Annotated in this window: 19 protein-coding genes; 7 read left to right on the top strand and 12 right to left on the bottom strand. The window is 70.6% G+C overall.

What is annotated here, in order from left to right; genetic code table 11:
• Positions 1-392 precede the first annotated feature (392 nt).
• The 11 genes from dapB to ACYVDG_RS19740 all read right to left on the bottom strand — a co-directional run bounded on the left by dapB (position 393) and on the right by ACYVDG_RS19740 (position 12,810).
• Complete coding sequence (gene dapB / locus ACYVDG_RS19690; protein WP_460755033.1) at positions 393-1,136, bottom strand: 4-hydroxy-tetrahydrodipicolinate reductase; 744 nt, start codon at positions 1,134-1,136, stop codon at positions 393-395.
• Between the two features lie 136 nt (positions 1,137-1,272).
• Positions 1,273-2,247: an L-histidine N(alpha)-methyltransferase gene (gene egtD / locus ACYVDG_RS19695; RefSeq protein ID WP_460755036.1), complete on the bottom strand. Its 975-nt coding sequence runs from the start codon at positions 2,245-2,247 to the stop codon at positions 1,273-1,275.
• Between the two features lie 65 nt (positions 2,248-2,312).
• Positions 2,313-3,065 (bottom strand): ergothioneine biosynthesis protein EgtC, encoded by a 753-nt coding sequence (gene egtC, locus ACYVDG_RS19700; RefSeq protein ID WP_460755040.1) that lies wholly within the window; start codon positions 3,063-3,065, stop codon positions 2,313-2,315.
• Positions 3,065-4,423, bottom strand: a complete 1,359-nt coding sequence (gene egtB / locus ACYVDG_RS19705) for an ergothioneine biosynthesis protein EgtB (RefSeq protein ID WP_460755043.1) — start codon at positions 4,421-4,423, stop codon at positions 3,065-3,067. The genes egtC and egtB overlap by 1 nt, the downstream gene beginning before the upstream one ends.
• Positions 4,420-5,658, bottom strand: a complete 1,239-nt coding sequence (gene egtA / locus ACYVDG_RS19710; protein WP_460755046.1) for an ergothioneine biosynthesis glutamate--cysteine ligase EgtA — start codon at positions 5,656-5,658, stop codon at positions 4,420-4,422. Before egtA ends, egtB begins: the two co-directional genes overlap by 4 nt.
• A gap of 194 nt (positions 5,659-5,852) precedes the next feature.
• Complete coding sequence (locus tag ACYVDG_RS19715) at positions 5,853-6,755, bottom strand: arylamine N-acetyltransferase family protein (protein ID WP_460755049.1); 903 nt, start codon at positions 6,753-6,755, stop codon at positions 5,853-5,855.
• 59 nt (positions 6,756-6,814) lie between these two features.
• Positions 6,815-7,903 (bottom strand): ABC transporter ATP-binding protein, encoded by a 1,089-nt coding sequence (locus ACYVDG_RS19720; RefSeq protein WP_460755052.1) that lies wholly within the window; start codon positions 7,901-7,903, stop codon positions 6,815-6,817.
• Positions 7,900-8,955, bottom strand: a complete 1,056-nt coding sequence (locus tag ACYVDG_RS19725) for an ABC transporter ATP-binding protein (RefSeq protein ID WP_460755055.1) — start codon at positions 8,953-8,955, stop codon at positions 7,900-7,902. The genes ACYVDG_RS19720 and ACYVDG_RS19725 overlap by 4 nt, the downstream gene beginning before the upstream one ends.
• Complete coding sequence (locus ACYVDG_RS19730; RefSeq protein ID WP_460755059.1) at positions 8,952-9,902, bottom strand: ABC transporter permease; 951 nt, start codon at positions 9,900-9,902, stop codon at positions 8,952-8,954. Before ACYVDG_RS19730 ends, ACYVDG_RS19725 begins: the two co-directional genes overlap by 4 nt.
• The gene (locus ACYVDG_RS19735) at positions 9,899-10,969 is read right to left on the bottom strand and encodes an ABC transporter permease (RefSeq protein ID WP_460755062.1); all 1,071 of its coding nucleotides are present in this window, start codon (positions 10,967-10,969) and stop codon (positions 9,899-9,901) included. Before ACYVDG_RS19735 ends, ACYVDG_RS19730 begins: the two co-directional genes overlap by 4 nt.
• A complete protein-coding gene (locus ACYVDG_RS19740; RefSeq protein WP_460755068.1) occupies positions 10,966-12,810 on the bottom strand; it encodes an ABC transporter substrate-binding protein in 1,845 nt (614 codons plus the stop codon). Before ACYVDG_RS19740 ends, ACYVDG_RS19735 begins: the two co-directional genes overlap by 4 nt.
• Positions 12,811-13,047: 237 nt before the next feature.
• On the opposite strand from ACYVDG_RS19740, the gene ACYVDG_RS19745 reads away from it, so the two are divergent.
• The 7 genes from ACYVDG_RS19745 to ACYVDG_RS19775 all read left to right on the top strand — a co-directional run bounded on the left by ACYVDG_RS19745 (position 13,048) and on the right by ACYVDG_RS19775 (position 22,814).
• Positions 13,048-13,764 carry a metal-dependent hydrolase gene (locus tag ACYVDG_RS19745; protein WP_460755316.1) on the top strand — a complete coding sequence of 239 codons (717 nt, stop codon included), beginning with the start codon at positions 13,048-13,050 and terminating at the stop codon, positions 13,762-13,764.
• Positions 13,765-13,869: 105 nt separating this feature from the next.
• Positions 13,870-14,529: an O-methyltransferase gene (locus tag ACYVDG_RS19750; protein ID WP_460755074.1), complete on the top strand. Its 660-nt coding sequence runs from the start codon at positions 13,870-13,872 to the stop codon at positions 14,527-14,529.
• Between the two features lie 88 nt (positions 14,530-14,617).
• Positions 14,618-15,775 carry an exonuclease SbcCD subunit D gene (locus ACYVDG_RS19755; RefSeq protein ID WP_460755077.1) on the top strand — a complete coding sequence of 386 codons (1,158 nt, stop codon included), beginning with the start codon at positions 14,618-14,620 and terminating at the stop codon, positions 15,773-15,775.
• Entirely contained in the window at positions 15,775-18,765 is a 2,991-nt protein-coding gene (locus ACYVDG_RS19760) for an AAA family ATPase (RefSeq protein ID WP_460755082.1), read from the top strand. The genes ACYVDG_RS19755 and ACYVDG_RS19760 overlap by 1 nt, the downstream gene beginning before the upstream one ends.
• Before the next feature lie 840 nt (positions 18,766-19,605).
• The gene (locus ACYVDG_RS19765; RefSeq protein WP_460755087.1) at positions 19,606-20,931 is read left to right on the top strand and encodes an HNH endonuclease signature motif containing protein; all 1,326 of its coding nucleotides are present in this window, start codon (positions 19,606-19,608) and stop codon (positions 20,929-20,931) included.
• A gap of 744 nt (positions 20,932-21,675) precedes the next feature.
• Positions 21,676-22,104 (top strand): hypothetical protein, encoded by a 429-nt coding sequence (locus ACYVDG_RS19770; RefSeq protein ID WP_460755321.1) that lies wholly within the window; start codon positions 21,676-21,678, stop codon positions 22,102-22,104.
• A gap of 191 nt (positions 22,105-22,295) precedes the next feature.
• The gene (locus ACYVDG_RS19775; protein ID WP_460755090.1) at positions 22,296-22,814 is read left to right on the top strand and encodes a DUF3558 family protein; all 519 of its coding nucleotides are present in this window, start codon (positions 22,296-22,298) and stop codon (positions 22,812-22,814) included.
• Positions 22,815-22,878: 64 nt separating this feature from the next.
• Here the strand turns inward: ACYVDG_RS19775 and ACYVDG_RS19780 are convergent, their stop codons facing one another.
• The gene (locus ACYVDG_RS19780) at positions 22,879-23,796 is read right to left on the bottom strand and encodes a TIGR03621 family F420-dependent LLM class oxidoreductase (protein WP_460755095.1); all 918 of its coding nucleotides are present in this window, start codon (positions 23,794-23,796) and stop codon (positions 22,879-22,881) included.
• Between the last annotated feature and the right edge of the window lie 9 nt (positions 23,797-23,805).

Raw genomic sequence — 23,805 nt, forward strand, 5'->3', positions numbered from 1 at the left:
GGCTCCGAAGGGCCAGATCCTTCATCTTTGCGTGCAGCACCGCTTGCCTAGAGAGTTCCTACTTCCTCCTCTGGTTCACGTTCAGGACACAACGTTTCCTGATAGCCGCCAACCCGCCGTCGCAGCGGAGCGGGTCAAGGTGGAGCGCCGTTGACGCGCGAAGCGCTCGATGGCGACGACCTTGAGGCGCGCAGCGGAGACGGCCACAATCGAGCGGCGGGAAAGGAGGGCTCTCCCACCCAAGAGGGATACCCACTCAAAAGGAGCCCCGAACCAAGTACCCCGCTCCAAAAAGGGGCCACCGGCATAACCCAAGCTATGCGGATGGCCCCGTTTCGGGAAGCCCCGATGTGAGAATCCCCGATTCGGGAATCCCCGTTTCCCTGACTGCTTTATTTGAGGCCGAGGATGGGCTCCAGGCCCAGGGTGAGGGCCTCCGGGAGGTCGGCGGTCTTGCGGATGCCGAGGAGAACTCCGGGCATGAACGAGGTGCGGTTCATGGAGTCGTGGCGGAGCTTGAAGGTTTCGCCGTCGGTGCCGAATACGACCTCTTGGTGGGCGATGAGGCCCTGGATGCGGAGGGCGTGCACGCGGACGCCCTCGACGTCGGCGCCGCGGGCTCCGGGGATCTCGGAGGTGGTGGCGTCGGGCATGGGCCCGGTGTCGGCTTCGCGGCGGGCTTCGGCGACGAGCTCGGCGGTGCGGTAGGCGGTGCCGCTGGGGGCATCCGCCTTGTTGGGGTGGTGGAGCTCGATGATCTCCGTGGAGTCGAAGTAGGGCGCGGCCTGCTTCGCGAAGTGCATCATGAGGACGGCGGCGATGCCGAAGTTGGGTGCGATGAGCACCTTCGCGCCGGGCTTGGCCGTCTGGAAGGCGCGTACCTGGGCGAGGCGGCCCTCGTCGAAGCCGCTCGTGCCGACGACGGCGTGGATCCCGTTGGCGATGAGCCACTCGAGGTTGTCCATCACCACGTCGGGGTGCGTGAAGTCGACTACGTAGTCGGCTCCCAGCACAGCTTCACGGTCGTCGGCGCTGTCCACGCCCGCGACGAGTTCCATGTCGTCCGCGGCCTGAACCGCTTTGACGACCTCTGACCCCATGCGCCCATCGGCGCCGAAAACTCCTACCTTGAACACGGGTCGAGCGTACCGGACCTGGCGTGGTGTGCCGGTGCTTACCGACGTGCGCGTGTAACTCTGGCGGCATGGCACAGGACGACAACGACCGGTCCCAGAAACGGGTGGGCTCGCTGTCGGGTTCTGCGGCCGGGGTCTAACGCGCCTCAGCGAGCGTCAGCGCGAAATCACCGGCCGGGTCGGTCCACCAGCGGGTGGTGGTGAACCCCGCGCTGTCGAGTTCGGCGGACAGCCCCTCGCGGCGGAACTTGGCGGAGATCTCGGTGCGCATCTCCTCCCCCTCGGCGAAGTCCACCTCGAGGCCGAGATCGGCCACGCGGACATGCTGGGCGCTTCGGGCACGCAGGCGCATCTCGATCCACTCGTCCTCGGCGTTCCACCGGGACAGGTGGTCGAACGCGTCGGGGTCGAAGTCCCCGCCGAGCCCGTTGTTGATCACCGACAGCACGTTGCGGTTGAAGGCCGCGGTCACCCCTTGGGCGTCGTCATAGGCGTTGACGAGCCGCTCTGGATCCTTGACGAGGTCGGCACCGAGCAGGAGCGAGTCCCCCGGGAACAGGACGGCGCGGATGTCCCGGAGGAAGGCGGCACGGGGTCCGGGCGCCTGGTTGCCGATGGTGGAGCCGAGTACGGCCAGGAGCTGGCGGCCGTCCTGTTCGCTGACGGGCAGGAGGCCGAGGTGGTGCTCGAAGTCGCCGACGACCGCGTGCACGTCCAGGCCCGGGTAGTCGTCGGCGACGGGGCGCGCGGAGCTGTCGAGGAAGTCGCCGCTGACGTCGACGGGGACGAACCTGCGGAGCCGGCCGTGTCCGCGCATGGCGTCCAGGAGCAGGCGGGTCTTGACCCCGGCGCCGGAACCGAGCTCGATGAGCGCCACGGCGTCCGCGGCCGCGGCGATCTCCGCGGAGTGCCGTTCGAGGATGGCGCGCTCGGCGCGGGTCGGATAGTACTCGGGGAGCCCGGTGATGTCCTCGAACAGCTGGCTGCCGCGTTCGTCGTAGAACCATTTCGGCGGTAGTTCCTTGGGATTCGAGGTGAGCCCTTCGGCGATATCGGCGCGCAGGGCCTTGTCGAGGTCGTCTGCGGTCAGGATGCGGTCGATCCGGAACATGGTGCCTCCTGTGTCCCTTCCTGCAGTGGCCGGTGTCGCTTCCGGCAGTGGCCGGAGGTGCGTGCTCAGCCGAGGGGGTGGACTTCGGTGTGCTCTCGGGTGGCCACGACCACCGACTGGTCGGGGATCGGCCGCCAGCCGCGCCCGTCGTCGAAGGGCTCGGAGGCAAGCCATACGCCTCCCCCGCCCTCCGCACCCTCCCCGGGCCTGCGCAGGGTGTAGAGGGTGTCCCCGGCCGTGGTCCCGACGATCGCTTCCCCATCGCTGGCGAGCAGGTTGTACCTGCCTTCGGAGTGCTCTCGGGCGTGGCGGACCACCGCGGACAGGGTTCCGGCGAGGTCGCCGGAGGCCCGCCACAGGCGCACGGTGTGCGCGAACAGCGGTGCCGAGTCCACGGGTGACCGGGCGTCCAGCGCGCCGCTCGGGATCGGCGCGGCGAGCGCTGCGGCGAGCGCCTCATCGTCCTTGGCGGCGCCGTTGTGGCTGAACAGGAGGCGGTCGGCGCGGAAGGGCTGGGCACCGGACTCCTCGGACCCGAAACCGACGGTGGCGTCGCGGACCGCCGCGACCACGCACCCGGAGGTGATGGCCCGGGCGGCGTCGGCGAAGGAGGCGTCACCCCAGATGGGCATGGCCCGGCGGTAGCGGAGCGGCTCGCCGTGCTCGGGGTACCAGCCCACCCCGAAACCGTCGGCGTTCACGGTGCCGTGCCTCTGTTGCCGGGGCGCCCAGGACTGGACGTGCAGCGAGTGGGGCGCCGCGTACAGCAGTTCGTGCAGCGTGCGCGGCGGCCCCAGGTAGGCGAGGTGGCGGCACATCAGTCGCGGTCCGCGTCGCGTGCGCAGCGGAACCCGGTGAAGATCTGCCGCCGGACCGGGTGGTCCCAGTTGCGGAAGGTGGACCGCACCGCCGTGGGGTGGGTGGCCCAGGACCCGCCGCGCAGGACCTTGTAGCCGTCGTCGAAGAAGACCTCCGAGTACTCGCGGTACGGGAAGGCAGCGAATCCCGGATAGCCGTCGAACGTGGTGGAGGTCCACTCCCACACGTCGCCGATCAGCTGCCGTACTCCGAGGGGCGAGGCCCCGTCGGGACGGCTTCCGACCGGGTCGGGCCCGAGCCGCCGTTGGTCGAGGTTGGCGTGGTGCGGAGCGGGCTCCTCGTCACCCCAGGGGAAGCGCAGTGAGCGTCCGGTGGCGGGGTCGAAGCGGGCGGACTTCTCCCATTCGCCCTCGGTGGGCAGCCGTTTTCCCGCCCAGCACGCGTAGGCCTGGGCCTCGTAGTAGCTGACGTGTTGCACGGGCTCGTTCGGCGGTACCTCTTCGTGGCGGCCGAACCGGCGGCGCGACCATCCTCCGCCGTCCGCGGTCCAGAAGGCCGGGGCCGCGGTGTCCCTCCGGGCCCGCCATTCCCACCCCTCGGCCGTCCACCAGCGCGGGTTCCGGTAGCCGCCGTCGGCGATGAACTCCTGGTAGGCGGCGTTGGTGACCGGGGCGGTGTCGATCCAGAACGCGTCCAGGCCGACGGTGTGGGCTGGGCGCTCGTTGTCGAACGACCAGGGGTCGTCGCTGGTGCCCATGGTGAAGGGGCCGGCCGGGACCAGCACCTCGCCGCTGCCGGGCGGGCTCAGGGGCGGGGCCCCTCCCTCCTCCGCCAGCAGCACGGGGGCACCCTTGCGCAACTGGTGGGTGGCGAGCATGGTCTCGTCGTGCATGTGCTCGTGCTGGATCACCATGTGGAACACGAATCCGGCGTCCAGGAGCGAGCGCTCCCCCGAGGCCCCGCGCGGGGCGGGCACGGGGTTCGGCACGGCCGAGAGGTCGGCGGAGTCCAGGGTGTCCAGGACCTCACTGCGCACCCGCTCGTTGTAGGCGCGCGCCTCCTCGGGGCGGAGGAGCGGCAGGGTGACGCGGTCGGCTCGGGGGTTCTCAAAGGCATCGTAGAGGTCGTCGATGTCGGGGCGCAGCGCCTCGCGACCTCCGGCGGCGCGCAGCAGCCACTGCTCCTCGTAGTTGCCGATGTGTGCCAGGTCCCAGACCAGCGGCGACATCAGCGGGGAGTGCTGCGCCAGCAGCTCCTCCTCGTCCAGGGTGTCGAGGGTCAGGCCGATGCTGCGCCGCCTGCTCCGGTCGAGTTCCGCGGCGATGCGCTCCTTGGCGCGTTCCTGCTCGTGGCTCATGACGCACCTCCAGGGTGTTGCGCGTGCGTGTGCGTGTCGGCGGGGCAGAGCCCCCGCCGGACGAAGTGTTCGGCGTAGTCGTCCAGAAGGACGGCGAGTCCGGCCGCGCCCATCCGGGGCAGGGCCCCGATGGCGGCGTCGAAGCACACCTGGGCGCAGGCGGCGATGTCGGCGTCCGCGGGGCCAAGGCGGGCCGCGCGCATCCACAGCGAGGCTTCGGGGACGGGGCCCCGGCACAGGCGCTCGGTGGCGTCCTCGGCCACGGCCCGGGCCCCGGGATCGTCGGCCAGGGCGGCGGCGAACGCCATCGGGACCGGCCACCACCGCTCCGGCAGGGAGTCGATCATGCGCAGTTCCCACCAGCCGCGCGGACGCACGGGCGGGAAGAGCGTGGTCAGGTGGAATTCCAGGTCGGCGCGGGTAAGGGGGCGCGGCCCTCGTCCTTCGGCCCAGTCGGCCAGGGTGATCCCGGGGTCCGCGGTCCACGCGCCTCCCCCGCCGGGGATCTCGGGTACGGCCATCACCTTGGCGGCGAGGGCGTACGCGGCCCAGGCAGTGGCCGGATCGGTGCGGGTGTGCGCTTCCAGGACCGGCCGGGTCCGGGTGGCGTCGGTGGCCGCCCAGATCGCCCAGCGGGTGGATTTCCAGCCGGTGGGGCGGCCGCGCCAGACCGCCGAGTTGGCGAAGGCCGCCACCAGGACGGGGCCGATCCGGTGGACGAACTCCCAGCGGGCGCGCGTGTCGGCGGCGTCGGCACCGTTGTCCAGGCACACCTGGAGCGAGGTGGTGCTGCACATCATGGTGTGGCCGCTGCGGTGGCGGTGGTTGCTGAAGTAGCGCGCCATGGCCGTGTAGCGGGGCAGGCGGAGCTGCCGGACGGGCGGCCGCACAGGGTCGAGAGCGGTCTCGGCCAGGTGGAGTCCGGCGTCCGCGAGGGTCTTGCGGATGTGGTGGAGGTCTACCGCGAGCGCCTCGTGTGCTCGAGCGGGACCTGGGAGGGCGGCGGAGCTGAGCTCGATCTGGCCGCCGGGTTCGAAGGTGATCCGGCTTCCCGCGGGCGGGGGGCCACAGGCCTCCAAGAGCTCCGCGAGGCGTTCGATGGGGACGGGTCGGTCTGGCTGTTCCGGGTCGGTGACGAGCCATTCGGTCTCGGCCCCGACCTTTCCGGGAGGTCCGGTCTTGAAACAGACCCCGTTGATGTACTCGTGAACGTCTTCCGTGGTCAGGTACGCCATGGGCTGCTCCCTCGGAGTGACACTTCCCAGGTACTGCCCCATGGCTCAGGGCGGTGAACGTGTGGGATCACCCCAAATCCCCCAGCCCCGGCCGGGCGGGTGTACCGCCAGTCGGCCGGTACACCCGCTGGCGTTGGGGTTCGCGGTGCCCCGCACCGCGCACATCCAGCTAAACGTGAAGAGCATCACATCTACTACACGTCGAGGAATCCCTTCACCCTGTCCGCGATGATCCCCTGTTCTTCCTGGTCAAGGCGGATGTTGAATACCTCCAGCAACACCGGCCCCACCTCCTCCAGGGCCAACTCGCGCACCTCGGATGTGCCGTCGGCCCGCTCGACGATCAGGGTCGCGTTGTCGAGGTCGTACCGGGTCCCGCCCTCGGTCCGCGCCACCATGAGGCGGTTACGGAAGGGGGAACGCGGGTGGCTGGTGAGGTAATGGCTGAAGATGCCGTAGTCCTGCGGCAGGTTGCCCGCGGTGGTGAACGCGTACAGGTTCTGCCAGCGCCCTTCCTCGATCCCTCTCAGCAGCCATTCCTCGTCGCCGACCTCCGCGATCCGGTCCAGCCGCAAGTTCCAGCCGCCCTGGGAGACCTGGTGGCCGTCCACGAACGGGAAGGGCTCCACGAGGCCGCCACCGCCGAATCCGACGTCGGCGAGCCAGTGGTCGCCGTCCACCTCCACCCGCAGGAGGGCGTGGGTCGAGGGACGCGGCCTGCCGTCCCCGCCCATCAGCACCCGCGCGGTGAACGCGGTCAGGATGAAGCCGAGCCGGTCAAGGACGGCGGCGAGCAGGAGGTTCTGTTCGTAGCAGTACCCGCCCCGGTTCCCGTGGACCATCTTGTCCGCCAGGGAGGGGACGTCGAGCAGGACCGGCCGCTCCAGCAGCAGGTTGAGGTTCTCGAAGGGGATCGCGGCCAGGTGGGCGCGGTGTACGGCGGTGAGCGTGTCCAGGGTAGGCGGCAGGTCCCCGGACAGGCCGGTGCGGGTCAGGTAGGCGTCCAGGTCCAGGTCGCCGCCGCGCCAGAAGTCGCGGTCGGTGAAGACCCGTTCCGGCGGCGGCGCCTGCGGAGTGGTGTGCTCGTTGGTCGACATGTCCCTGCCAACGAGCCCCTGGGGCGGCCTGTTCCGGATACCCGGGGTTTCCGGGAGACTTACGCGGTCAGGGGCCCGTCCTCGCGGAGGCGGCCGGTCTCGTCAGCGGCGGCCCAGTGGCAGGCGACCCGCCGTTCGGCGCCGCCGCCCAGGACGGCCGGGTCCACGGTCGCGCAGAGCTCGGCGACCCCGGCGCGTTCGGCCTCGCCGGAGGCCAGGACCGGGCAGCGCGGGTGGAAACGGCAGCCCGACGGGACCTGTTTGGGGTCCGGCGGCTCGCCGGAGAGCACCACGGGGCCCTCCTCGATCCCCGAGTCCGGCAGGACCGACAGCAGCGCCCGCGTGTACGGGTGCGCGGGGGCGGACAGGACCTCCTCGACGGTGCCCAGCTCCACCACGCGGCCCAGGTACATCACGGCCACCCGGTCGGCGATGTTCCAGGCCAGGCCGAGGTCGTGCGTGGCCACCAGGGCGGACAGGCCCAGGTCGGAGCGGAGCTCCAGCAGCAGCCGCAGGATCTCGCCGCGCACCGAGGCGTCCAGGGAAGCCACCGGTTCGTCGGCCACCAGCACCTCGGGGTCAAGGACCAGGGCCCCGGCGATCACCACGCGCTGGCGCTGGCCGCCGGAGAGCTCGTGCGGGTAGCTGGAGAAGAACCGCTCGGGCGGGCGCAGACCTGCCTGGGCCAGGGCCCGTCCGACCCGTTCGGACTCGTCCGCGGTGGTGCCCTCGTGGATCCGCAGGCCCTCCACTACCGACTCGTACACGGTGCGGCGCGGGTTGAGCGATCCCATGGGGTCCTGCTGGACGAGCTGAACGCGGCGCCGGTAGGAGCGCAGGGCGCGCGAGCGGTAGCCCAGCGGAGCGCCCTCGAACACGACCCGGCCGCCGGTGGGGCGCTCCAGGCCGAGCAGGGCCCTGGCCAGGGTGGTCTTTCCGCAGCCGGACTCACCGACCAGGGCGATGATCTCCCCCGCCGACACGTCCAGGTTGACCCCGTCCACGGCGCGGGCGGTACCGCGGCTGCCACCCGGGGCGAACCCCGCGGTGAAGGCCACCTCCACGGCTTCGGCGCTCAGCAGCGGTTCGGGGCGCCCTTCGGAGCCGGGTTCTGAGGCGGACTGTCGTGAGTCCGTGTCGGCGCTCAACGGCTCGTCTCCTCTGTACTCGTCTGGTCAGGACTTGCCTGAACGGGAGTGTGCGGTTCTCCGACACCCTTCCCCGAGCCCACGTGCACGCACGCCGCGTGCCGCGTGGACTGCCCGTTCACGTCGGGGTGTACCGGCCACAGGGGTGGGTCGACCGTGGCGCACACCGTCTCCGCGACGGCGCAGCGCGGCCGGAACACGCAGCCCGAGGGCGGGTCTGAGGGGTCCGGCGGGTCTCCGGGCAGCCCTCGGGGCGCCAGGCGCGAGGCCGGGTCCCCGATCTTGGGGAAGGCGGCACTGAGCGCGCTCGCATAGGGGTGCGCGGGTTCGTGCACGACCTCCTGCGCCGGACCCTGCTCGACGATCCGGCCCCCGTACATGACCGCGACCCGGGCGCAGTTGGCCGCCAGCACGGACAGGTCGTGGCTGATCATCAGCATGCCGATCCCGGTCTCCTCGACCAGCCGTTCCAGCAGGGTGAGGATCTGGGCCTGGATCATGACGTCCAAAGCCGTCGTGGCCTCGTCCGCGATGATCAGGCGCGGCTCGCACGCCAGCGCCATCGCGATCATCACCCGCTGCCGCTGCCCCCCGGACAGCTGGTGGGGGTAGTCGCGGAGCCGGGAAGGCGGCAGTCCGACCTGTTCGAGGAGCCCGACCACGCGCGCCTCGACCCGGTCCGGGGTGACGAGCTGGTGGATGAGCAGGGGTTCGGCGATCTGGTCGCCGATCCGCTTGACCGGGTTGAGCGAGTGCATGGCGCCCTGGAAGACCACCGAGGCACCCACCCAGCGGACGGCGCGCAACCGCCCCCATCGCATCTGCAGGACGTCCTCGTCCTCCAGCAGGATTTTCCCGGTCACGCGCGCGTTGGCGGGCAGCAAGCGGAGCAGCGCCAGGGCCACGGTGGACTTGCCGCTCCCGGACTCCCCCGCGATACCGAGGGTGTCGCCGGGGTCGAGCGACAGGTTCACGCCGCGGACCGCGGGGATGTCTCCGCCACTGCCGGAGTAGGTGACCTGGAGGTCGCGTACGTCGAGAAGACCGGTCAACTCTGCCCCCTGAGCCTTGGGTTGATGACGGACTCGACCGCGCGCCCGCACAGGGTGAAGGACAGCGCGACCACTGCGATCGCCAGACCGGGCGGGATCATGTACCACCAGATCCCGGCGCTGATGGCTCCGGCGGTGCGGGCCGCCTCGAGGATGCCGCCCCAGGAGATGGTCGTGGGGTCGCCCATGCCGAGGAAGGCCAGTGTGGATTCGGCGATGATCGAGGTGGCCACCAACAGGGTGGTCTGGGCGAGCACGACCGGCATCACGTTGGGCAGGACGTGCCAGCCCATGACGTGCGCATGGCCGCCTCCAAGAGCCCGGGCGCGCTCTACGTAGGGGCGTGCCTCCACGGCCAGGGTCTGGGCCCGCACCAAGCGTGCGGTGGGCGGCCAGACGGTGAGGCCGATCGCGACGATGATGGTCCCGGTGCCCTGCGGCAGGACGGCGGCCAGGGCCACCGCCAGGACCAGCGTGGGCAGGACCAGGAACCAGTCGGTGACGCGCATGAGCACCGACGACACGAATCGGCCCCCGAAGCCTCCGGAGGAGCCGAAGTGTCCCGCGGTGATGCCGATCAGGGTGCCGAGTGTGACCGAGACGAACGTGGCCAGCAGGCCGACCACCAGGGACACCCGGGCGCCCCAGATCACCAGGTCCAGGACCGAGCGGCCGAAGTTGTCCGTGCCGAGCGGGTACTCCCAGCTGGGCGGCTGGTAGGAGTCGCCTTGGCCCCCCGTGACGGTGAGGTGCGCCTGGTCGACGAACAGCGGGGCGGTCAGGGCGACCGTGGCGATGGTCAGCAGCGAGGCCAGGCCGAACAGGCCGGCCTTGTTGCGGGCGTACTCGCGGGCGAACCGGACCAGCGCCTCCCGGCGCCTTCTGCGGGCGAGGGCACGCGAGGAGACCGGCGGCGCGGACGGGGCGGGTTCGGTGGCTGCGGTCATGGGCGCACCCTCGGGTCGAGCAGCGGGTACACGAGGTCGGCCAGGAGGTTCATGAGGATCACCGAGGCCGCGAAGACCACGAACAGGCCCTGGACGAGGCCGAGGTCGGGTACGCGCAGGCCGGAGTAGAAGAGCTGGCCGAGGCCGGGCCAGGAGAACACCGTCTCCACGAGGATCACCCCGGACACGACCTGGCCGAGGTTGAGGAAGATGAGCGTCACGGTGGGCAGCAGGGCGTTGGGCACGGCGTGCTTGCGGCGCACGATGGTGTCCCGCAGGCCCTTGGCTCGCGCCGTGGTCAGGTAGTCGGCACCTTTCTCGTCCATCAGTGACGACCGCATGATCATCAGGTACTGGGCGTAGATCACCGCGACCATCGTGGTGACGGGCAGCACCATGTGCTGGGCGGTGCTGAGCGCGGTGGCCAGGGGGCCGCTCACCCCGGGGTCGACCATGCCCCCGGTCGGGAACAGGCCGGGGACGAAGCCGCGCCCGGAAGCCAGCAGCACGATCAGCAGCAGGCCGAGCCAGAACGTGGGCACCGACCAGAAGAACAGGGCCACCGCGGTGTTGACCCGGTCCCCCCGGCCGCCGGGTTTCCAACCGGCGCGGGCTCCGAGGAACAGGCCGAGGAGCGCGGCGACGAGCGTTCCGGTCCCGGCGAGCAGGATCGTCGGTCCCAGGCGCTCGAGGATGAGGTCGACGACCGGCTCGCGGTACTGGAAGGAGATCCCGAGGTCGAGCCGGAGCAGGCCCTCGGCGTAGTCGAGGAACTGCCGCCACAGGGGTTGGTCGAGGCCGAACTGGCGGCGCAGCTCCTCGCGCTGCTCCGCTGTGACCTCCCGCCCCTCCGTCATGGCGCGTACGGGGTCGCCGGGCAGGATCCGGAAGAGGAAGAACCCGGCGACGATCACGGCGAACAGGGACACCACCGCGGTGGTGAGGCGGCCGAGCACGTAGCGGAGCACGCGCACCGCCCGGCCGGGCCCTTGGGGGCCCGCCGGGGCGGGGACGTCGGTGGTCCCCGCCCCGGCTGTTCCATCCGCCTCTGGGGGCGTCGTCGTCACTCGCGGTCCCCCACCGTGGAGCGCTGGCGAACGATGAAGAAGCCCGCGGCGCCCACCACGAGGAGCACTCCGACGGCGATGGCGATGACCGCCCCGGTGGACAGGCCCTGTCCGGGGGCTTCGGCCGCGTCCGCATCGGCGGGTTCGGCGGACCACCAGGCCCAGTAGCCGTCCTGGCCCCAGATGTTGCCGCCCTCGGTCGGCTCCAGCTGGATGTCGGCGATCTGGTCGGTCCGGTAGGCCTCCATGATGTTCGGGTAGGTCAGGACGTTGACCACGGCCTCTTCGTAGAGGACCTCCTGGAGCTGGTGGATGTACTCCGCCCGGGCATCCCGGTCGTCGAACTCGCCCAGCTGTGCCTCGTAGAGCTCGTCGTACTCCTCGTCGCAGAAGTAGGCGTCGCCCTGCATGGTGCCCGGCTCCGTGGGCAACCCGTCACAGGTGTGGATGCTGAACACGTAGTCCGGGTCGGGGTTGACCGTCCACCCCGTGAAGATGAGGTCGTACTCGGCGTCGTAGAGGGCGTCGCTGAGGATGCCCGGGTCGACGGTCTGGTTGTCGATCTCGATGCCGATGTCGGCGAGGCGCTCGTCGATCACCTGCCCTGCCTGGACGTTGTCCGGGCGGTCCGCGTGGACGTGCATGCGCAGTTCGAGCCGGTCTCCGTCGGGCGAGACGCGCACGCCGTCGTCACCGAGGTCGTAGCCCGCGTCGTCGAGCATCTCGTTGGCGGCGTCGGGGTCGAAGTCGAGGATGGCCTCGTCGCCCTCGGGCGCCCAGTGGAAGTCCTCGTAGCGCGGCGGGATGTAGCCGCCGGCAGCGACGGCCTGGCCGTTGGCGCCCTGGTCGACGATCTCGTCGTTGTCGATACCCATGACGATGGCCTGGCGCAGGGTCAGGTCGCTCAGCGCGGGGTGTCCGTCGCCGAACTCCTCGCCGTCCTGGGTCTCGGCTCCGGGGTTGATGGTGAAGGCCTGGAACCGCTTGCCGTCGGAGATGTTGACTTCGATGTCGTCGACGCCCTCCAGTGAGGTGACCTGGGCGTCGGTGAGCTCGTAGACGAGGGAGACCTCGCCGCCGCGGAGCGCTTCGACGGCGGCGTCCTTCTCCGAGTAGTAGCGGAAGTAGAGCTCGTCGAAGCCGGGAGCGCCCCGCCAGTGGTCGGGGTTGGCTTCCAGGCGGATGTGCTCACCCCGGGAGTGCTCGGTGAGGACGAAGGGGCCGCTGCCCACGGTGGGGAACTCCTCGGCGGTGTAGTCGGAGAACGCGTCGCCCTCCTCCTCGACGATCGGCTCCCAGACGTGCTGGGGGACGATCGGCACCGAAAGGGACTCCATGGTGGCCTGGGGCTCGTCCAGTTCGACGACGAAGGTGGTGTCGTCCTCGGCCGTGACGCTCTCGAACCCGGCGACGTAGTTGCCGGAGGCGATCCCGGCCGCCTCGTTCTCCATGATGGTGGTGAACGTCCACTCGACGTCCTCGGCGGTGAGCTGCTCGCCGTCCGTGAAGTAGGCGTCGTCACGGAGGTTGAACGTCCAGGTGAGACCGTCGTCGGAGGTCTCCCAGCTCTCCGCGAGCGAGGGCGCCGGTTCGTTGGTCTCCGGATCCACCGTGGTGAGGCTGTCGTAGACGTGCCGGAGGATGTTCGTGGTGACGGCGAGTTGGGCCGTGAAGGGGTTGAAGGAGTCGACCTGTTGCGCGATGGCGACGGTCAGCGTTGTGCCGTCGGTCTCATCCGCGACCGCGGGGGCGGCCGTCAGGCCCCCGAGCAGGAGCAGCGAAGCGCCGGAGGCCGCTGTCCGTCGGAGGAGGGTGCCGGAGGGAGGTTGATGGGTATGCATAGCGGCCCCTGTCAGGTTCTCGTGGGGTGGTGGCGTGGCCACCGTGGGGGTTGTTGGTTGTCTACCAACTGGGCGCACAGAGCGTCAATGATCTTCGAGGTGAGGCGGCATATCGCAACACATTCGACTCCAGCGCGGGTGACATTGCTGTTTACTGGGAGTTAAGTGGCTGTTGTTCCCTGACCGAATCCGTTCGCTGATTCGCGGTGAATGACGGACTCCGCTACGGTTCCCGCCATGATGGGGCACTCGCACGCACTCAGTGGCGTGGTCGGTTGGATGGCGGTCGTACCACTCGTTCAGGGCATGGAATTCCCCGGGCTCAGTTTCGACCTGGGTCCCGGTGAGATCGTCGCGGGCTCGCTCGTCTGTGCGGGTGCGGCGCTCCTGCCCGACGTCGACCACAAGAGCGCGACGGTGACCAAGACCTACGGCAAGTTCACCGAGATTCTGAGCGACATCCTCAACTGGGCCTTCGGCGGGCACCGGATGGGGACGCACTCGTTCTTCTTCGCCGTGCTCATGGGTGTCCTGGTCCAGGCGTTGGCCCTGTGGTCGGAGCTGGCCGTCCAGATCTTCGTGTTCCTGCTGATCGGTATCGCCCTCCAGGGCCTGGGTTTCGGCATGGACAGGAACCGGACGGCTTCAGGGGTGATCAACGCCCTGGCGACGGCGGCGATCACCCTGGCCCTGTTCTCCTCCGGCGTGAACTACACCTGGCTGGGCCTGGCGGTCGCCTTCGGTATCGTCCTGCACTTCTTCGGCGACATGGTCACCAGGATGGGCGTACCGATCTTCTGGCCCTTCTGGAAGAAGCGCATCGGCCAGGGACGCGGCTTCGCCACCGACGGCCCGGTCGAGCAGAAGGTGGTCACCCCCCTGCTGACCATCGGCATCATCATCGGCTCGATCTACCTCTTCGACTGGCCCGAAATGCTCCCTGACCACCAGTGATCCGCGGCGGCTCCTCCCGGAACAGCTTCGGGCCCGGGGCACCGGAGGCCGCGGCCCGGTCGGGCTTCCTGGCATGGCGGGGCGGTGCCTTCTAGGCTGACGTGCGTGACTCGAACCTCAGAAAGCATCACCCCGGAACTGCACGCCTACATCGTCGCCCACAGCGAGCCCGTGGACGAGGTCCTGGCCGACCTGGCCGACGAGACCGCCCGACGCTTCCCCGACCACCAAGGGATGCAGATCGGCCCCGAGCAGGGCGCGTTCACCACCCTGCTCACCCAGCTCTCCGGAGCCCGGAACGCGGTCGAGATCGGCACCTTCACCGGGTACTCCTCGATCTGCTTCGCCCGCGGCCTCCCCGAGGACGGCACGCTCCTGACCCTCGACATCAGCGACGAGTGGACCGCGGTGGCCCGCCGCTACTGGGAGCGGGCCGGGGTCGCGGACAAGATCACGCTGCGGATCGGACCGGCCCTGGAATCGCTGCGCTTCCTCCCCGAGGAGCCCCAGTTCGACATCGCCTTCCTCGACGCGGACAAGACCGGCTACGTCGACTACTGGGAGGAGCTCGTACCCAGGATGCGGACCGGCGGGCTGCTCCTCGCCGACAACACCCTCTCGCACGGGCGCGTGGTGGACCCTGAGCAGGACAGCCCCAACGTCCAGGGCATCCGGGACTTCAACGACCGGCTCACCGCCGACGACCGCGTCGCCCAGGTCCTGCTGCCGATCGGTGACGGCCTGACCCTGGCCCGCAAGCTCTGACCGGTCGTCCACGGGCCACCGGTTGTCGACAGGCGTCTTATCCACAGGCGTCACCGTTCTCCCGGCGGGACCGGGTGCATCTTGGGTAATGTCCAGTTCCATGCGCCTGCTGCACACATCGGACTGGCACCTGGGCCGCTCCTTCCACCGGGAGAACCTCATCGAGGCCCAGGCCGCGTTCCTCGACCACCTGGTCGACACCATCCACACCGAACGGATCGACGTGGTGGTGGTCTCCGGCGACCTCTACGACCGGGCCCTGCCACCGGTCGACGCCGTGCGCCTGTTCGACCGGGCGCTCGGCCGCATCCGCGCCACCGGCGCCAGAGCGGTACTGATCAGCGGCAACCACGACTCCCTGACCCGGATGGCCTTCGCCACGGACCTGATCGACGCCGCCGGGGTCCACCTGCGCAGCTCCCTGGACGGGATCGGCACCCCGGTGGTCGTCGAGGACGCGCACGGGCCGGTGGCCTTCTACGGCATCCCCTACCTGGAACCGGAGATCGCCCGCCACCACTGGGAACTGCCCGACCGCGGCCACCCCGCGGCGATCGGGCACGCCATGGACCTGGTCCGGGCCGACCTCGAGGGGCGACCGGGCACCCGGTCGGTGGTCCTCTCGCACGCCTTCGTCACCGGCGGCGAGCCTTCGGACAGCGAACGCGACATCTCGGTGGGCGGCACCTCCCACGTTCCCGCCTCTGCCTACGAAGGTGTGGACTACGTGGCCCTGGGGCACCTGCACGGGCGCCAGACCATCACCCCGTCGGTGCGCTATCCGGGCAGCCCGCTGGCCTACTCCTTCTCGGAGGAGCACCACCGCAAGGGGTACTGGGTGGTGGAGCTGGACGCCGACGGGCTTGCCGGCGCCGATTTCGTCGAAGCACCGGTCCCCCGCCCGCTCGCCCGGATCCGGGGCCGCCTCGACGACCTCCTCACCGGCGACGAGTGGGGCCGCTACACCGGCCACTGGCTGCAGATCACCCTCACCGACCCGCGCCGCCCGGCCCAGCCCATGGACCGGCTGCGCGAACGCTTCCCCCACACGCTGCTGCTGGAGTTCGCCCCCGAAGGGGACGCGGACGACCGGCGCACCGTCACCGCGGCGGTGGCCGAACGCCCCGAGCGCGAGGTTGTCGCCGACTTCGTCGAGTGGGCGCGGGGTACCGCTGCCAGCCCCGAGGAGCGCGAGCTCGTGGACCGGGCGGTCGAAGAGGTCCGGCTCCAGGAAGGGGCACGCTGATGCGGCTGCACACCCTCACCATGACGGCCTTCGGGCCCTTCGCCGGGACCGAGGAGGTCGATTTCGACCGGCTGGGCGACGGCGGGCTCTTCCTGGTGCACGGCCCCACGGGCGCCGGCAAGACCTCCGTGCTGGACGCGGTCTGCTTCGCCCTGTACGGCAACGCACCCGGAGCCCGAAGCAAGGACCGCTCGCCCAAGAGCGACCACTCCCCGCCCGCTCTCGAACCCGTGGTGACGCTGGAGTTCACCGTTCGGGGCCGTCGGCTGTGGATCGAGCGCCGCCCCCGCTGGGAGCGCCCCAAGAAGCGGGGCGCGGGCACGGTCTCGCAGAACGCCAAGGTGATCGTCAGTGAACTGGTGGCAGGCAAGTGGGAGGGGGTGACCACCCGCCCCGACGAGGCCGGACAGTTCATCGGCGACCTGGTCGGGCTCACGCTGACCCAGTTCTGCCAGATCGTCATGCTCCCCCAGGGCGACTTCGCCCAGTTCCTTCGGGCCAAGTCCGACGACCGCCGCAAGTCCCTGGAACGGATCTTCAACACCCGGGTGTTCCGGGACGTGGAGGAGTGGTTCGGCGGGCACGCCAGAAAGCTGGAGCGCGAGGTGCGTGCCGCCGACGAGCGGGTGCGCGATGTGTCCGGTCGGATCGCCGAGGTCGGCCGGTCCGCCGCCCCGGAGACACCCGCGGAGCTCACCGCCTGGGCGGCGGAGCTGGCCTCGGTGCAGACCGCCACGGCACGGGACGCCGAGGACGTCACCGGGGAGTTCACCGAGACCCGGGACCGCACCCAGGAGGCGCTGGCCGCCGGTCGCGCACTGCGCACCCGGCAGGAGCGGCTGGCCGGGGCGCGCGAACGCCGGACTCTGCTCGCTGAGCAGCGCGAGCACCGGGCGGGCCTCGACGAGCGGTTGACCGCCGCCGAGCGGGCCGACGCGGTACTGCCGTTCCTCCGTGCCCGCGACCAGCGCCGCACCGAACTCGACAAGGCCGTGGTGGCGGTCTCCGACCGGCTGTCCCTGGTGGGCGGCCTGTCCGATGTGGACGCGGACACCCTGGGCGGTCCCGACGCCCCTTCCGCACTGCGCTCGGCGGAACGCTCCCGCCGGGACGAACTCGCCCAGCTGGACCTGTTGCGCGGCGACGCGGAGCGCCGCCGCACGCTGCACCGGGAGATCGCCGGGTTGGACCGGCGGCTCACCGCCCTGCGCACCGAGACAGCCCGGGCCCGCGAGCGCGTCGAAGCACTGCCGCCCCGGGTGGAGACGGTCACCGGCGAGCTGCGGCGCGCCCGTGAGCGGACCGGGCTGGTCGACGCCGCCCAGGCGGCCTTGGAGCTGGCCGAGCGGCGGCGCGGGGCGGCCGTGGAGCACGAGCGGCTCGGTGCCGAGGTCGAACGGGCGGAGGAGGCCCGCAGGAAGGCAGTCGATGCCGCCCAGGCCGCACGCGACCGGGCTCAGGAGCTGCGGGAGCGCCGGATCGGTCACATGGCGGCCGAGCTCGCCGCCGACCTGTCGGACGGTGTCGCCTGCGCGGTGTGCGGGGCGACCGAACACCCCTCCCCCGCCGAACCCAGCGAGGCGGGCCTGGTGTCGGCGGCGGAGGAGCGGGCCGCGCAGGCTGCCGCCGACAAGGCCGCCACCCGGCGGACCGAGGCCGAGAACGCCCTGGTGTCGCTGCGGGAGCGGCGGTCGGCCGCCGCCGAGCGTGCCGAGGAGCGCACGGTGGCTTCGGCCGACGAGGAGGTCCAAGCCCGCAAGGGTGAGCTGGCCGAAGCCCGCGCCGCGGCCCGTGAGGCCCAGCGCCTGGACGAGGAGCTGGCCCAGGTCACCGCCGACCTGGAGCGGGCACGCACAAAGGAGGGTGAGCTGGTTCGGGAGGAGAGCGAGCTGGTGGCCCGTCGGGGGGAGGGCGCCAAGGAGTTCGAGCGCCTGACTGCCCTGCTGGACCGGGCCCGGGGCGCGGACCCGGGGTTGGCCGAGCGGATCGCCCGGCTGCACGGCGAGGCCGACCTGCTGCGCGGGGCGGCGGACGCCGTCGACCACCGCCGCCGGGCCGCCGAGGAGGTGCGCGCCGCCGAGGTCGAGGCGGAGCGGCACCGGGCGGATGCCCGCTTCGAGGACGAGGCCTCGGTGTTGGCGGCGGCCCTGGACGAGCGGGCCCGAAGCGACCTTCGTGCGCGGGCCCGGGAGTTCGACGACCAGTGGGCGGCGGCCGAGGCCCAGTTGGCCGACCCGGACCTGGTTGCCGCCGGGACCGAGCCGGTACCGGACCTGGCGGCGCTGGGCACGGCAGCGGAGGAGGCCGCGGGCCGCGCGGACCGTGCGGTGGCCTGGCAGGGCATGCTCGACGAGCGGGCCCGGCGCTTGGCCGACCTGCGCGCCGAGCTCGCCGACCAGCTGGCCGGTTCGGAGCCGGTGCTGCGCCGCTACGCGGTCGCACAGGGGCTGAGCACCCTGGCGGCCGGTACGTCTCCGGACAACACCGACAGCGTTCGCCTGTCCGCGTACGTGCTGGCTGCCCGCTTGGAGCAGGTGGTGGCCGCCGCCAACGAACGGCTGCTGACCATGTCCGACGGACGGTACGAGCTGCGGTACACGGTGGACAAGGCCGCCGGGGACGGCAGGGCCCGTTCCGCGGGCGGCCTCGGAATGCGTGTAGTGGACGCCTGGACGGGCGCGGAGCGCGACCCCGCGACGCTGTCCGGTGGTGAGACCTTCTTCAGCTCACTGGCCTTGGCGCTGGGCCTGGGCGACGTCGCCACTGCCGAGGCGGGCGGTACCGAGATCGACACCCTGTTCGTGGACGAGGGCTTCGGGACACTGGACGAGGACACCCTGGAGGAGGTCCTGGACGTACTGGACCGGCTACGCGACGGCGGACGCGCCGTCGGGGTAGTCAGTCACGTCGCCGACCTGCGCCAACGGGTGACGACCCGGCTCACGGTGGTCAAGGGTGCTGGCGGCTCCCGCGTGGAGCACCACGGCTGAGGTGGAGCACCACAGCAGAGGTGGAGCACCACGGCAGAGGTGGAGCACCACGGCAGAGGTGGAGCACCACAGCAGAGGTGGAGCACCACAGCAGAGCCCGTGGGTAGTCCGGAGAGCGGTCTGTGGTGTTGATTCGAAGAGTTGGGTTGTCCTCTGTGGCCTGGGTCAGCGGCGCGTGGAGGACCGCGGTCGGGTGCGGGTGGTTTTCCCCGTTTCCTGCCGCTTGATGGTGGCCGTCTCCGCTGCGCGCGTCAAGGTCGTCGCCATCGAGCGCTTCGCGCATCATTGGCGCTCCACCTTGACCCGCTTCGCTCCGACGGCGGGTTGGCGGCTATCAGGAAACGGGGGACGTGTGGTCGGGGTGGCGATGGGCCCTTTGGGCCCGGAGGGCCCAAAGGCACAAGCACGGCCTGGCGGCCGTCAGCCACCACTCCACCGGAGCGTTGACGGGTCGGGTGTCGCGGCCGGTCAATCACCCCTGCGAACCCCGGTCGGCCTGGCGGCCGATACCTGCCACTCCGCCGGCGCTGTGACGGCTGGCGGTGTCGCGGCCGGTCAATCTCTGCTGCGAACACCTCTCGGCGGCCTTTTCCCGATGATCTTGCCCCTGTCTCCACCCTCGGCCGTCGAGAGTGGAGACAGGGGCAAGGTCATCCCCTATCAGCGACCTGGAATTCCAAGTGGATATAAACACCAGGACAGGCGCGGACATAAAAGCCCTGGGGGATGGCCGAAAAAGGGCACCCGAAAAGGCCTCCGGGGCGCACCTCCGGGGAAAGGGATCTGAAGTTACCGCAGGTAACACTCCCTTTCTCGCGCCTTTTCGATTACAATGGAATCATGACGATCTCTCCTGAAGCACCCACCCCCACCGGGCACACCCCGGTGGATGTCGCGGTGGACGCTGCCCGGGAAGAGAGCGCCGGCTTCTTCGGCCGCGACGTGCCCCTCGGGGCGGCAGGTGAGGTATTGGACCAGGCCACCCGGGTGTGGGAACAGCTCGACCAGATCAAGGTGTCCATGGCCGCCCGCCTGGCCCAGCTCGAGGCCACCGGGCAGCTGTTGGAGCAGGGCGGGCAGAAGAGCCTGGAGGCGTGGCTGCGCCACGCCTTCGGCATCCCCGCCGCGCAAGCTAATGACCTGGCCCTGATCGGGCGGGCCGAATTCCGCCAGGAAATGACCCCCACACGGGAAGCACTGGCGCAAGGAATGCTGTCGGTGGGCGAGGCCGCCGCCGTCATCAAGGGCGCCGACGCGGGTGTGGAGAAAAGGGAGAAGGGTGACCACCCCGACCCGGAGCTGTTCCGGGCGAAAATGGAATGCGGAATCCTGGGGTTCAAGGAATCACGCCCGAACATGTCGGTGGGCCAGATCACCCACTTCGCCCACCAGCTGTGCATGCGACTCAACCCCAACAAGGTGGAAAAGGACCACGCGGCCGCCCACGCCGCCCGGGGCGCCCAACTGGTCACCACCTTCGACAAAACTTTCCTCTTCCAGGTGTGGGGCTCGCCCGCTGACGCCCTGCGGATCCAGGTGGCCTTGGACAACTACCAGGTGCCCTTCCACCCCGAGGACGGGCTGTCCAAGTACGAGCGCACCTACGACGCCCTGATGGCCGCGTTGGGCTTCGCCCAGTCCCACCAGGGGTGTGACACCCCCACCACGGCCACGGCGTTGATCAACATCACCGTGCCCGCCACTTCCCTGGCCGGCAACGAGGAAGCCGAAGACGCGGCACCGGCCACCACCGACACCGGGCAGGTCGTGCCCATCTCGGTGGTGCGTGAACTCCTCGGTGAGAGCTGGATCCGCCGGTTGGTGGTGGAGCAGAAGAACGGCCAGGTCCTGGACGTGGGCCGCTCCTGCCGGCTGGCCCCGCCCCGCATCCGCGCGGCCGCCTTCCACGGCCACACCAGCTGCGCCTGGCAGTACGGGTGCGACGTGCCGCTGCCCTGGACCCAGGCCGATCACATCGTGGAGTTCTGGCAGGGCGGCACCACCAGCGCCACCAACATCCAGCCGCTCTGCGCGACCCACAACCAGATCAAGCACCGGTGGGCGGTACGCAAAGACCGCCGCATGTGGGCCGGTCGCACCCGAAACCGAGGACAGGGCCGGGGCGGGGACCCGGATGGGGACGGGGACCCAGCCCCACACCCCTAACCACCCACTAACCCCAGGGTCGGCCCCGTCACCGCCGGGCCCCTACCCGCACACGCCCATGCCCAGGCACCGAGTCCTCCACCCCCGGGTGTCCGCCGCCCACCATGACCAGCCGCGACACCCCCAGGCGTCGAAGCGCCGGCGCAGTGGCCCACCCGGCCGAAGGCCGTGCCGTTCGGGGTTCGCAGCAGAGCATGACCAGCCGCGACACCGCCAGGCGTCAACGCTCCGGCGCAGTGGCCGTTGACGGCCGTCAGGCCGTGCAGTTGAGGCCCGGCCGAAGGCCGGACCATTGCTACCCCGACCACACCTCCCCCGTTCCTGATAGCCGCCAACCCGCCGTCGTAGCGAAGCGGGTCAAGGTGGAGCGCCTGCGATAGCGCGCCAGCGCTTCGACGGCGACGACCTTGACGCGCGCAGCGGAGACGGCCACCATCGGGCGGCAGGAAACGGGGAAACCACCCGCACCCGACCGCGGTCCTCCACGCGCCGCTGACCCAGGTCACAGAGGTCAACCCCACACCGGTGCACGACCCCACACCCACACAGACCACTGATACACAGGCCACTGACACACAGGCCACTGACAGCAGCACCAGCAAGCCCCAGAGCACAGGTTCACCAGACCGAGCACGCCCGAACCGATAGCACGCCCGATAGGCGTTTCGGCGTGCTCTCCGACCCTCCCGTCCAGGCCGACGCCAAGGGCACCCCGGGTCGGGGCACCCGGCGGGCGGTGCGACAATTGCCAGCGTGAATTCGCTGGTCAACATCGCCGTGTTCGGAATCGGGGGCGCCATCATGATGGCGGCCCTGGTCGGTCTTCTCCTCGTGGTCTCCGGGAGTGCGCGCGGGGCCTCGCCCCGGCTCTTCACCATTTTCGGGGCCGCCTCGGTGGTGCTGTTGGTGCTGTTGCCGGCGCTGGCCTCGCTGAACGTGATGTCCAACGGTGCCGGTTTCTGGATGGGCTTCGTTTCCGCGAGCACGGTGGCCGCCCTGATGTACGCGGTGAACGTCGCGCTCCTTCCGGTCCTGGCCCGCCGTCAGGCCCTGGTGAGCGGCCGGTCCGGGCTCAGCCGGATCAAGCCCTCGGCCCCGGTGCTGCTCGGCGGGCTGGGCGTCTGCCTGGCTCTGGGGCTGCTCGTGACGGGTGTGACGGCCTTCGTCGCCTGATTGCCGCTGCCCGCACCACGTCACACGGCGTGTCAGAAACCGGGCCACGCGCTCCTGTCCACCCCTGTGGCCGCATCCGGCCACATCTTCCACAGCACACCGTGCCGCTCTGTAGCTTCGTGCCGGGGCTCCTCGCCTACTCCGTGGTAGGGAGTCCCGGACCCAGACGACGAAGAGCGGGCGGAGCAACGGTGCGCGGGTGGAGATGGGCCGTCACGGCGGCCTCGGTCATACTGGTCGGCGCCTGTGCGGGCGAGGTCGAACTCGCCGACCGCGATTCCATCAGCCAGTTCGAGGTGGCACCGCTGGAACCCACCGCCGATCACCCCTGCGACCTGCTCCCCGACGACACGGCTGCCGACCTGGGCATCCTCGCCGAGGGCGGCGGCGGCAGCCCGCAGTCCGACACCAACTGCTTCTACACCGACCAGGTCGACTCCAGCGTCGACGTGCGGGTGGAGGAGTTCGAGGACGCGGACGAGACGGTGGTCGCCACCACCGTGGCCGCGGCCTTCGCTGGAGAGGACGACCAGGAGTTCGCGAGCGTCGAGGGCTACCCGGGTTTCACCACCGAGTTCCCCGACTCCTGCAACCTCAACGTGGCCACCTCCGACGAACACGAGCTGTTCGTGCAGGTCAGCGCGGACGACGCCTGCGAGACCGCGGTGGAGGTCGCCGCTGCCGTCATAGCCAACTCCCCCGAGCTCTGACCCGCGGCCGTCCCTCGTCCCGCCAGAACGCCCTCCTGCGATCCCCTACATCCGAGCACGCGACCTAGCCCGCGGCCCGCTCCTTCTCCTCCGCGGCACGGACCAGCGGGATCACCTCGGCGAGGGCGTCCCGGAAGGGTCCGTGGGTCACCACATGGGTGAACCCGTACTCCTCGCGGCGCCGCAGGAGCGTGTCCGCCATCTCCTGGGCCGTACCGGCCAGCAGATACGGGCAGTCCAGCAGGGACTCGCCCTGGGGCAGCCTGTCAGCCCCGAGCTTCTCCGCGATCTCCGCGGCTGCCTTCTCGGCGTCGTCGGTGAGCACGACGGTCTGGACGAGCACGCTCGACTCGATCCCGTCCGCACGTTCCCCCGCCGCCTCGCGTACCAGATCGACGCGCTGGCGGGTCTCTTCGGCCCCGGCCACACCGAAGACGCCCATCTGCTCGCCCCGGACCTGGGTCAGGCCGCTGAAAGCGACGGTGTCCGCGCGTTCGGCCGCCATCCGGAGGGTCTTGGGCCCGTGTCCGCCGATCATCAGCGGTGGGCGGGGCCGCTGGAGCGGCTGGGGTTCCTGCCCGCCCTCGGTCAGGCGGCGGTCGAGTTCCTCCAGGCTGGCTTCCAGGTTCGCGGTGCGGTCGGCGTGCGGCAGCCACGGGATCCCCGCGTCCTCGAACTCGGACTTCATGTGCCCTGAGCCGAGTCCCAGCTCGAACCGCCCTCCGGAGAGGCGGTCGAGGGTGGCCACCTCGCGCGCGAGCAGGGCCGGGTTCCAGAACTCGTTGTTGAGCACGTAGGTGCCCAGGCGGATCCGGTCGGTAACGGCGGCCGAGACCGCCAGTTGCACGAAGGGCGAGGCCGATCCCAGGTGGTCCGGCGCCAGGAGCACGTCGAAGCCCTGCTCCTCTGCGGTCCGGCTGGCCTCGGCCCAGGATTCGAGGTCGGTTCTGGCGGTGTTGATCCCGAAGCGGAAAGGTGTCATGGCGTTGAG

This window comes from Nocardiopsis oceani (assembly GCF_054777395.1).